A 9,075-nucleotide genomic window follows, 5' to 3' on the forward strand; every position below is an offset into this window, starting at 1 on the left:
GAGGCGGATGACCTCCGGGCGGGTGCCCACGATGATGAGGAGCTTGAGACGACCGTCGTCTTTGAAGGAGACGTCGGAGTAGTCGGTGCGCAGGGGCATGGAAGGAATCCTTTCCCTCGGTCGATATTACTTTGTCTTGATATAGGAGGAGCTGAAAACCGAGATACCGCTACGAGGCGAAGTGACAATCGCCCGTAACTTCGGCCCGTTTGTCGCAGATAAACTTATGGTTAGCGGCGATAAACTGCATGAGATCCCGCAAATCGCGCTTTGGAATATCGTCCCTGTTGTGCGCCAGCTTGCATCCGCCGTCGGCCGTCAACCATATCTTTGTCGCGTCCTTACCAGGGCGCTTCACGGCGACATGGACATGGACCGGCTCGCCGTTCTCGCCCGTCCAGAAGAACAAGACGTACGGCCCAAAGCGAAATAGGCTAGGCATAGCTGCGTCCGCCCTCGTAGGCAAAGCGCATGATGAGAGGGGCGTTGTTGCGGACGAAGCCGTCGAGCCCCTCAAGCTCTTCGTGAGAGAACCCGTCGACCTCCGACCACCTGTATGCGGGAAGTAGGCAGGACGCCGTGTCAAATCCCCAGTCCCGGGGACGCTCGACGACGACCTTCACCGTGTTGTCGTCACGCACGTCGGAGTAGGACACCTGAGTGTCGTCGGCGAAGCGCACGTACTCCCACATCATGAGACCGACCTCCCTTGGCGAATGCTCCCGCACAAGCATACCAGCCAGCGAAGCGGTGCTTCGTCCTCACGGCGCGTTACCCGAAATGCCCGAAAGCCTCGGGGAGCGAGGCGCTCCTAGTCCCTCCTGAACAGGTCCCGCGTGTAGACCTTCTCGGACACGTCCGCCAGCTCGTCGCTCCAGCGGTTGGCCACGATGACGTCGCAGCGCTCCTTGAAGGAGGCCAGGTCGTGCGTCACCTCGGAGCCGAAGAACTCGGGCTCGCCCAGCGTCGGCTCGTAGACCAGCACGGGGACTCCCTTGGCCTTCACGCGCTTCATGACGCCCTGGACGCTGGAGGCGCGGAAGTTGTCCGAGCCACTCTTCATGGTCAGGCGGTAGACGCCCACCAGGGGCGCCCGGCCCGTCCCTTCCACGGCCTCGCGCGCCCGCGCCAGCACCTGGTCGGCCACGAAGTCCTTGCGGGTGCGGTTGGCCTCCACGATGGCACCGATCAGGCTCTGGGGGACGTCGGCGTAGTTGGCCAGCAGCTGCTTGGTGTCCTTGGGCAGGCAGTAGCCGCCGTAGCCGAAGGAGGGGTTGTTGTAGTGAGACCCGATGCGCGGCTCCAGGCACACGCCCTCGATGACGTCGGTTGAGGACAGCCCGCGAGCCTCGCAGTAGGTGTCCAGCTCGTTGAAGTAGGCCACGCGAAGCGCCAGGTAGGTATTGGCGAACAGCTTGACCGCCTCGGCCTCAGTGGCGCCAAGCACCAGGCGCGGAATGCCCGTTGTGCCATCGGCATTGGCTCGGATAAGCTCTGCAGGGTCGGCACCCTGCGCCAGCAGCTCGGCGAAGGCTTCCGCGGCGGCCATAGCGCCGGCGTCTCCCTTAGCTGCGCCTACTACGATGCGAGAGGGATGCAGGTTGTCATAGAGCGCCTTGCCCTCACGCAGAAACTCGGGGCTGAAGATGATGCGGTTATCGCCCAGCCTTTCGCGTAGTGACAAAGTATATCCCACGGGAATGGTGGACTTGACGACAATCCATGCCGTGGGGTTCACCGAACGGATGGCGGCGACAGCGGCCTCGACGGAACTCGTGTCGAAAAAGTTCCTATCCGAATCGTAGTTCGTCGGCGTGGCCACGATGGCATAGTCTGCGCCCGTGTAGGCCTCTGCCACATCCACTGTTGCATGCAAGTCGAGTTTGCGTTCTCCCGCCTCTGCTTCGGAGAGAAAACGCTCGATCTCGGCGTCCCGGATGGGCGAACAAAAAGCGTTAATCTTTTCGACCTTCTCGGGCATGATATCTAGTGCGCGCACCTCATTGTGTTGCGAGAGCAAGATGGCCAGCGAAAGACCGACGTATCCGGTACCGGCAACGGCTATTTTCATGTCATTCTCCTAAATCTAGAGTTAACCATAGACAAATGCACATCAATCTGACGTCAGGTTCTTCCATCGGATCCACCGGCGTGCATCCATCGCGTGGGATCAGCGCGATACGCGGACAGCATTCCGTTCGATTAGGGCCCTTCCTCCACACCGTCTTGTCTGTCGCGTCGGTGTAGGACCGGATGATCTTGACGACCTTGGAGCTCATGCTCTCGCCGGCATAGTCAGATACGGGAGCCATAGGGCGCGAGCTCCGTCTCCAGCTCCATGGCGATGGCGACCGCCTGCAGAAATCCCTTCTCCGATACGTCCGCCAAAGTGAAGCGCGCCCTGTCCATCGCCCTAGGCCTCCCGGCTGAGGTGCGGATGCACGCGGGAGAGGAAGGCCCTATCGGCAGACGCGAAGAAGCCAGGCTCCTCGGGAAGCGTCCTTGAGTCGGGCGCAACCGCAAAGGCACTCGCCTGCAAGCGGTTATAGTCATAGAAGCCCATTTGCTCGTGTATGCGCACATGCAAGCCAAGCCGGAAACCTGGCGGCTCCAGATACTTGCAGAAACACGGGTGACAGCCATACAAGCGGATGTGTCACGTCTCTCGGCCAGCGCATTGATTACGCCGAGCTGCGAACGAAAGTTTGCATCGGTGCCGGAAGCCAAAACGTACCGGGGAGTACCCATACGGGCCACTCGTCCTTTATGCGGACCCGCTCTTTTTCCTTTTCGAGACAAACGAGGTCACCAGCCCGCGCTCGTAGTTGTTCATTGAGAACTTCCAGCACAAGACCGCGTAGACGCATCCGGCGAGGCACCCTGCAACCAGCAGTCCAGCCCAGCCCCTAAGAGGGAAGAACCAATCGAGGAATATGCAAGACATGAGCGTCACCACAGCCGGGAAGACCCAGCCTCCGAACGTGTCGGCGAAAAAACTCCCAAGATCTATCCCCAACAGATTCCTGTATATGACATTCTGTCCAACGGTCCGGAGAGAATAGGCAATGCAGATTGACAGGCATCCGCCGAGCGCCCCAAGCGACGCAGAAAGGATAAAACCTAGGACGATATTGCACGCTGCCATAGCAAGGAACACCATTGCCCTTGCTCGCACCTTCCCCGAAGCCGTGATCGCCGTCACGCCCACCGACTGGGGTAACTCTACGAGACTCGGCATGATTATGAGAAGCGCGCATAGCCACAAGCCATCGTACCCGACGCCCATCCAGCACTGAATGAACCATTCGCCAAGACCGAAGAAACAGACAACGATAAAACCAATAATGTAGAGCTGAATCCTACCAAAACGTGTCATCAATGACTGAAGACCCTCTCCAACCCCCGCGACCGCACGCGAAACCTTGGGCATGAACATCCCATTCAGCGCGCTCGCAACGGTATACACGTAGCCCTCCAGAGACGCAGCGAGTCCAAAAAGAGCAACCTCTGAAGTAGTCGCCGTGATGGCGATAATAGATGGCATCACAGCGAAAATGAAGCGCTGACAGACTTGGGCAATCATAACCCAGGTGGAGAACCCGACAACTTCCCGTGCAATACCGGTATCCCATCGAGCAAAGTCCGCCCTCGCGCGAGTTTCTCGACGAACCAGCAAGAGCTTGACAAACGTTATGGCAATGCTAACAACCGCATTGACAACAACGAGCGCTACGACCCCCTGATCCAACAGAAGCATGGTCACGATAAGAACGACGGTCAGTACCTTTTGAACCAAATTGCAAGCGTTCAGCGCAATAAAACGCTCGTTTGCGGTCAGGATCCCATTCAAGGGAGCAAAGGGGAAAGAGAATACACTGTAGAAAGAAACGACAACGAAAAGCGTCCTAAAAACGGGTATCTGCTCCGCGGTAAGCCCCGAATAGAGCCTGTCGATGTTAAAAAATACCAGTGCAAGGGCCGCTGCAATCAAGCAAGTAATCGCGAGGTACGTTTTGTACACGATACCCAGAAAGACACCAACAGCGTCCTCATCACCCTCCGTGTAGTACTTCGACAAAAAGCGAGAAACGGAGTCTCTCAACCCAAAATCGAGCATGAAGAAGTTGACGACGGAAAGCGCAAGCGTATAAAGACCGTAGTCGTCAGTTCCGATACAGGAGACCATCCACGGAGTGTAGATGAGGCCAGCAATCGTGTTGAATGCCACCGCAGAATATGAAAGAGCAGCACCAATCTTGAGCTGGCTCTTCATTTTACAGCACCTATCTGATGTAAGGGTATAGTGGTTTTTTCCTTATCGACAACGCCGTTCATACAAGTATCCCGCTCAGATGCGGCATCCAAGAATCCGCTCAACATCCAAAAGAGAAATGAGCTTGCTCCGGGACCAAACGGGGGAAAACCCTCCAAAACCGACTCAACGAGATAGAATGCTGTCAGAGCAAGCGATGTGATTCGAAGCCATTCCAAAGAGCCTAGCTCATGTCGGATAGATAACCCATATTTTATGTTTCTCACTACACGTATACCCCAAAGCGGAAAAACAAATAACGAGCCGAGTATGCCAACATTGGCATACGTGTTGATATAAAAGCAATCTACATAGTAGTGTCCAATCCCCAACATGGGGTTTTCGCTGGTCCGATCAAGCGCAGCGGCCCAAAGTTCTAGGCGTCCGCTTGAGAAGGCATTTAGATCCGCATCCTGATATTTATCGAGGAACAACGCGTGAGAAATATAGGTCTGCAAGGTCGGTGAAAGACAAAAAGCAAAAATCGCGCAGAACCCCACCACGATGAGCATCCGCTTTTTCCCAGCACAGCAAAGTTGGACAATGATGGCAGCAAATAGAGCAAGCAGAGCGGTGCGACATTGCATCAGCATCGCCATAAACGCCAGAGCAATTGCAAGCGCGAGAAAAACGAGTCTCCGTCGCAACCTCGCCTTACGTATGGCAAACGTAATTAGGACAACACTCGCAACCCCCGCGATCTGTCCAAAACTATTTTTCGAACCAAATAGATACACTTGACTCGTCAACCACGAACCAAGACTCGGAACATACGTTGCAATCGCCCATATACCGTAGACACATGCCGAAGCCACAAAAGCAATAAAAATATATTTCCAGATGCCTTCCCCCCCCGGCATAGAAAGAGAGGAAGTAGCCAACAACGTACATCAGAAGCGCCTTCGCGAGAAGGACAGGATAGCCCGTTATGTATCCGGTATCTCCCGTAGAAAGCAAGCAAACGCAGCAATAAACTACAAGGCAGAAAAACAGGCTCAGAGTCCCTAAAAACACGTGGGACAGCTTAATGACTGGCGCCTCGTGCACAGCGCAATAAACTACAAGCGAGAACCAAATCAGCCCATAAAGAATCTGTAACGCCGGCGTGATCTGTGATAGCACCGTAAGAATGACCCCAGTACACGCTGCAAGCGTGACGCCTCGGAGTCCAACACCTTCCGCAACTGAATGTCTCCGCAATACAATCACCTAAACATCAGCACCGATGCTGCGCTTAGCGATATCGGAATACAGGAATGCGCCCTTTGCCTCGTCCGCGACCTTTTGCATACACGTAAGCACCTTCGGTTCCATCAAGTTTCTCACATCCCTCGCCAGCGCCGACGCATCATCCCCGCTCGTGTATGCCACATTTCCTCCACGGTCAACATGCATGGTGCCATCCCAGCGCTTAATGAGCAGCGGCTTGCCCATCGCGACAGCCTGCTCCCAGTACACAGAGTGGCGTCCGGGAAAAGAGACCAGGTCAGCCACGGCAAAGTAATCGTACGACTCAGACGCAGTCGCCCAGGGAACGTACGCGATACGCTTGCAGGTGAGTCGCCTTTCGAACTCGAGCCTCATCGAAGGGACAACTGGTCCAAATACAAGCAGCTTTACATGCTCGTCCATCTCGGCAACGGCATCCATAAGCGCGAGAGTCTGTCGCTTTGCCTCGTCAATCTTGCCACCCGTGACGACAACAAAGTCGTTCGACCTGAAACCAAAACGCGCTCTAGTCTTGGCGACTAAATCCGCATCAGAGGCCCTTGCCACCTCATCGTCATCTGCCCCCATAATCAAGAGGGCACATTTGTTACTAGGAAGGCCATAGTTCTGGATGAGAAAGTCCACACGCGCCGGAAGAACGCCCCAAAACCGCTCGGTGAAAGGCAGGGCAAGCTGCGCCTCATGACGCCAGATAATTCTATGGAGAATACACCTAGAAAATATGTTTTTTGCGCTATTCGAATAGTCAGCATGATTATCGATAAAAACACGAACCTCATGATGGTGTTTTAAATACTTAATGACATCAGGCATGCTTCCGAACTGACAGCCATGTATAAAAAGGACATCAGGTTGGGAGCGCTCAATTGCAGCATAAAGTCCATCAACAATCGCGAGTTTCTTGGCAATTTTCCCAATGCGTTTATAAGGTAAACGAGTTACTTGAATATCATTTTCATTAATGTAGGTGCTAGGATCTGAAACGTACGCCTGTTCACCATGCGGTCCAAAAGTCAGCAAAGACGCAATAACTTCTACGTCTAAACCCATACGTTTATGAAACTTGGGAAGCAAATTCTCCTGATAAGAGTAACCATCTGGGAAAAAGCACGCTATACATAGATGGACTACTTTAGTCATCAAGACTCCCCAATAGTGATTCAGGTGAATCAAATAATTTTGCGCGGGAGCGAAGTTGGGTATCGTCCCAGTCCCACCATGCAATTCCCTCGAGCCGTTGAATAACTTCATTAGTAAATCGAAACTTCAAAATCCTTGCTGGGGAACCAGCAACAACTGCATATGGCGGAATGTCTCTTGTTACAACTGAATGGGCGCCAACGACAGCACCATCACCAATCCTTACCCCTGCTTTAATAAAACACGCCTCACCAATCCAGACATCATTTCCAATGTGAGTTTGCGGTGCAGCATCGAAACTTAAAGTCGCAATGTTGGTTCCAAAAACGTTATGCCCATCAAGAAAAACGGGTGAAGTTGAGACATAATCCAGAGGATGATTACCTCCGCCAATCGCGCAGTAGCTGGCAATGGAGCAAAATGAACCAATAGAAGTGTTGCAAATGGAATTAGCAACACCGACATAGGAGTAACGGCCAATTGAAACATCAATCAGATTACTTTTTTGCAGCACATGAGCGGTACGATCAATCACGCAGTTACGTAAAGATGGAAGTTGTATTTTTTGAAAAAACTTTGCCAAATAGTATAGAATATGCTGCATTTAATATTCTCTATTCTTATTTCTTTGTTCATAGAGCTTTGCGTCTACTAGATAACGATACCAATAGGCTTGAAGAAATGCATAAATACGACCAGGTTTTCCGTCTAAAAAACCAAGCTTAATATAGTAACGATACCAGTAATATAGCCGAGCACGAATAAATAGAGGCAATTTGTAATAAAGGCTGTCGCGCATCTTTTCCGCTTGCGCAGCATTCCCTTTCAAATCAGCATTTCGACGACCAGAGACAACGGCTAGGCGATCTTCAACTTCGCGAGTTGAATACGCATTATGTTTCTCAATCCAAGACGAAAGATCTTTGAAATCGTGATGGAGACAGTCTTCCTTCAGTCGAATACAGGAGCCCTTCTCAAGTACAACATGCTCTCCCATTGATCGATTCTCGAATTTACCTGTCCCATACTTAAAGACCGTAATCTTCCAAATCGGATAAACCCCTCCATACGTAAGATAACGGCCGAGGAAAAGCAGCTTAAACGGCATCTCCATGCCGTTTACCTCATCTTCAGCATGCTGATCGCACTCTTTTTCTAGTTCCTGGGCCAGTTCAGGGGTTACAATTTCATCTGCATCAATACGAAACACCCACGTAGTTTCTATTCCAACATTATCAAGAGCCCAGTTAAACTGACTAGCATAATGAACCCACTCGTGATAATAAACATCAGCCCCAAAGGACTTAGCAACTTCCACTGTCTTATCGGTTGAGCCGCTATCGACAATAACAATACGCTTAACTAACGATTTGATTGAATTGAGGCAATTAGCGATATTCTTCTCTTCGTTTTTGGTCAAAACGATAGCGGTCATATCGCAAGGCATTTTTAAACCTCTTCCGCAAAGGTATCAGGGTTTGTCGGATCAAAGGGTTCATTAGCCCACATAAGCGTAACAAGATCCGCAGTGTTAGACAGGTTCGTGATGTTGTGCGTATAACCCGGAATCATCTCTACAACTTGCGGCCTCTCGCCGCTCACCACATACTCTATCACTGGGAACGGGTTGCCGTCCGCATCCGTGCCGACCTTACGCAGTCTGATGCTGGCCTCACCGCTCACGACTAGAAACTTCTCCCACTTGGACATGTGCCAGTGGTTGCCCTTGGTGACCCCCGGCCTGCTCACGTTGACCGAGACCTGCCCGCGCTCGGGGGTGCGCAGGAACTCGGTGAAGCTGCCGCGCGCGTCGGCGTTGGGCCTGAGGTCGTAGGAAAAGCTTCCCGGCTCGTAGTAGCTCAGGAAGGTCGACCAGAGCTTCTTGGACAGCGAGCCCTCGGTGAGGTCGGGGACCTGGAGGGTCTCCCGGGAGTCGCGGAAGGACTCGAGCATGCGGACTATCTCGCCCAGGGTCGCCCTCTGGGAGCCGGGGGCGTAGCGGTAGCGCCCGGCGTCGTCGGGCACGCACTCCCCGCCCTCCCAGCGGCAGCGGGGCGCCTCGCCCAGCAGGGCGCCCAGCATGGCGCCGACCAGGTCGTCGACGTAGAGCAGCTCCAGCTCGGTCGAGGGGTCGTCGACGCGGAAGGGCCGGCCGTTGGCGATCGCGTCGCAGAACGTGGCCACCGCCGAGTTGTACCTGGGGCGGCACCACTTGCCGTAGAGGTTGGGCAGGCGGTAGACCAGGGCCGGGGCGCCGGTGCGCTCCTCGCGCTCGAACAGCAGGCGCTCCGCCTCGAGCTTGCTCTGCCCGTAGGCGGAGCCGGCGTAGCGGCCCCGAAGCGTCGCCTGCGCGCTGCTCGCCAGCATCACGGGGCACGAGTTGCCGTGCCGCT

General features: G+C 53.8%; 9 protein-coding genes. All 9 read right to left on the minus strand.

Going from position 1 to position 9,075, the window contains the following annotated elements; translation table 11 throughout:
- Positions 1 to 169: 169 nt before the first annotated feature.
- Positions 170 to 442: a DUF4160 domain-containing protein gene (locus KHZ24_11775; protein ID MBS5451864.1), complete on the minus strand. Its 273-nt coding sequence runs from the start codon at positions 440 to 442 to the stop codon at positions 170 to 172.
- The gene (locus KHZ24_11780; protein ID MBS5451865.1) at positions 435 to 695 is read right to left on the minus strand and encodes a hypothetical protein; all 261 of its coding nucleotides are present in this window, start codon (positions 693 to 695) and stop codon (positions 435 to 437) included. Before KHZ24_11780 ends, KHZ24_11775 begins: the two co-directional genes overlap by 8 nt.
- A gap of 116 nt (positions 696 to 811) precedes the next feature.
- Positions 812 to 2,071 (minus strand): nucleotide sugar dehydrogenase, encoded by a 1,260-nt coding sequence (locus tag KHZ24_11785; protein ID MBS5451866.1) that lies wholly within the window; start codon positions 2,069 to 2,071, stop codon positions 812 to 814.
- 693 nt (positions 2,072 to 2,764) lie between these two features.
- Positions 2,765 to 4,273, minus strand: a complete 1,509-nt coding sequence (locus KHZ24_11790) for an oligosaccharide flippase family protein (GenBank protein ID MBS5451867.1) — start codon at positions 4,271 to 4,273, stop codon at positions 2,765 to 2,767.
- Positions 4,270 to 5,193, minus strand: a complete 924-nt coding sequence (locus KHZ24_11795) for an O-antigen ligase family protein (protein MBS5451868.1) — start codon at positions 5,191 to 5,193, stop codon at positions 4,270 to 4,272. The genes KHZ24_11790 and KHZ24_11795 overlap by 4 nt, the downstream gene beginning before the upstream one ends.
- Before the next feature lie 328 nt (positions 5,194 to 5,521).
- A complete protein-coding gene (locus tag KHZ24_11800; protein MBS5451869.1) occupies positions 5,522 to 6,682 on the minus strand; it encodes a glycosyl transferase family 1 in 1,161 nt (386 codons plus the stop codon).
- Positions 6,675 to 7,286, minus strand: coding sequence for a CatB-related O-acetyltransferase (locus tag KHZ24_11805; GenBank protein MBS5451870.1), 612 nt, complete (start codon positions 7,284 to 7,286; stop codon positions 6,675 to 6,677). Before KHZ24_11805 ends, KHZ24_11800 begins: the two co-directional genes overlap by 8 nt.
- The gene (locus KHZ24_11810; protein ID MBS5451871.1) at positions 7,287 to 8,117 is read right to left on the minus strand and encodes a glycosyltransferase family 2 protein; all 831 of its coding nucleotides are present in this window, start codon (positions 8,115 to 8,117) and stop codon (positions 7,287 to 7,289) included.
- A gap of 14 nt (positions 8,118 to 8,131) precedes the next feature.
- Positions 8,132 to 9,075, minus strand: a 944-nt coding sequence (locus KHZ24_11815) for an NAD-dependent epimerase/dehydratase family protein (GenBank protein ID MBS5451872.1), incomplete at its 5' end; no start/stop codon positions are given.

This window comes from Coriobacteriia bacterium (assembly GCA_018368455.1).
GTDB lineage: Bacteria > Actinomycetota > Coriobacteriia > Coriobacteriales > UMGS124 > JAGZEG01.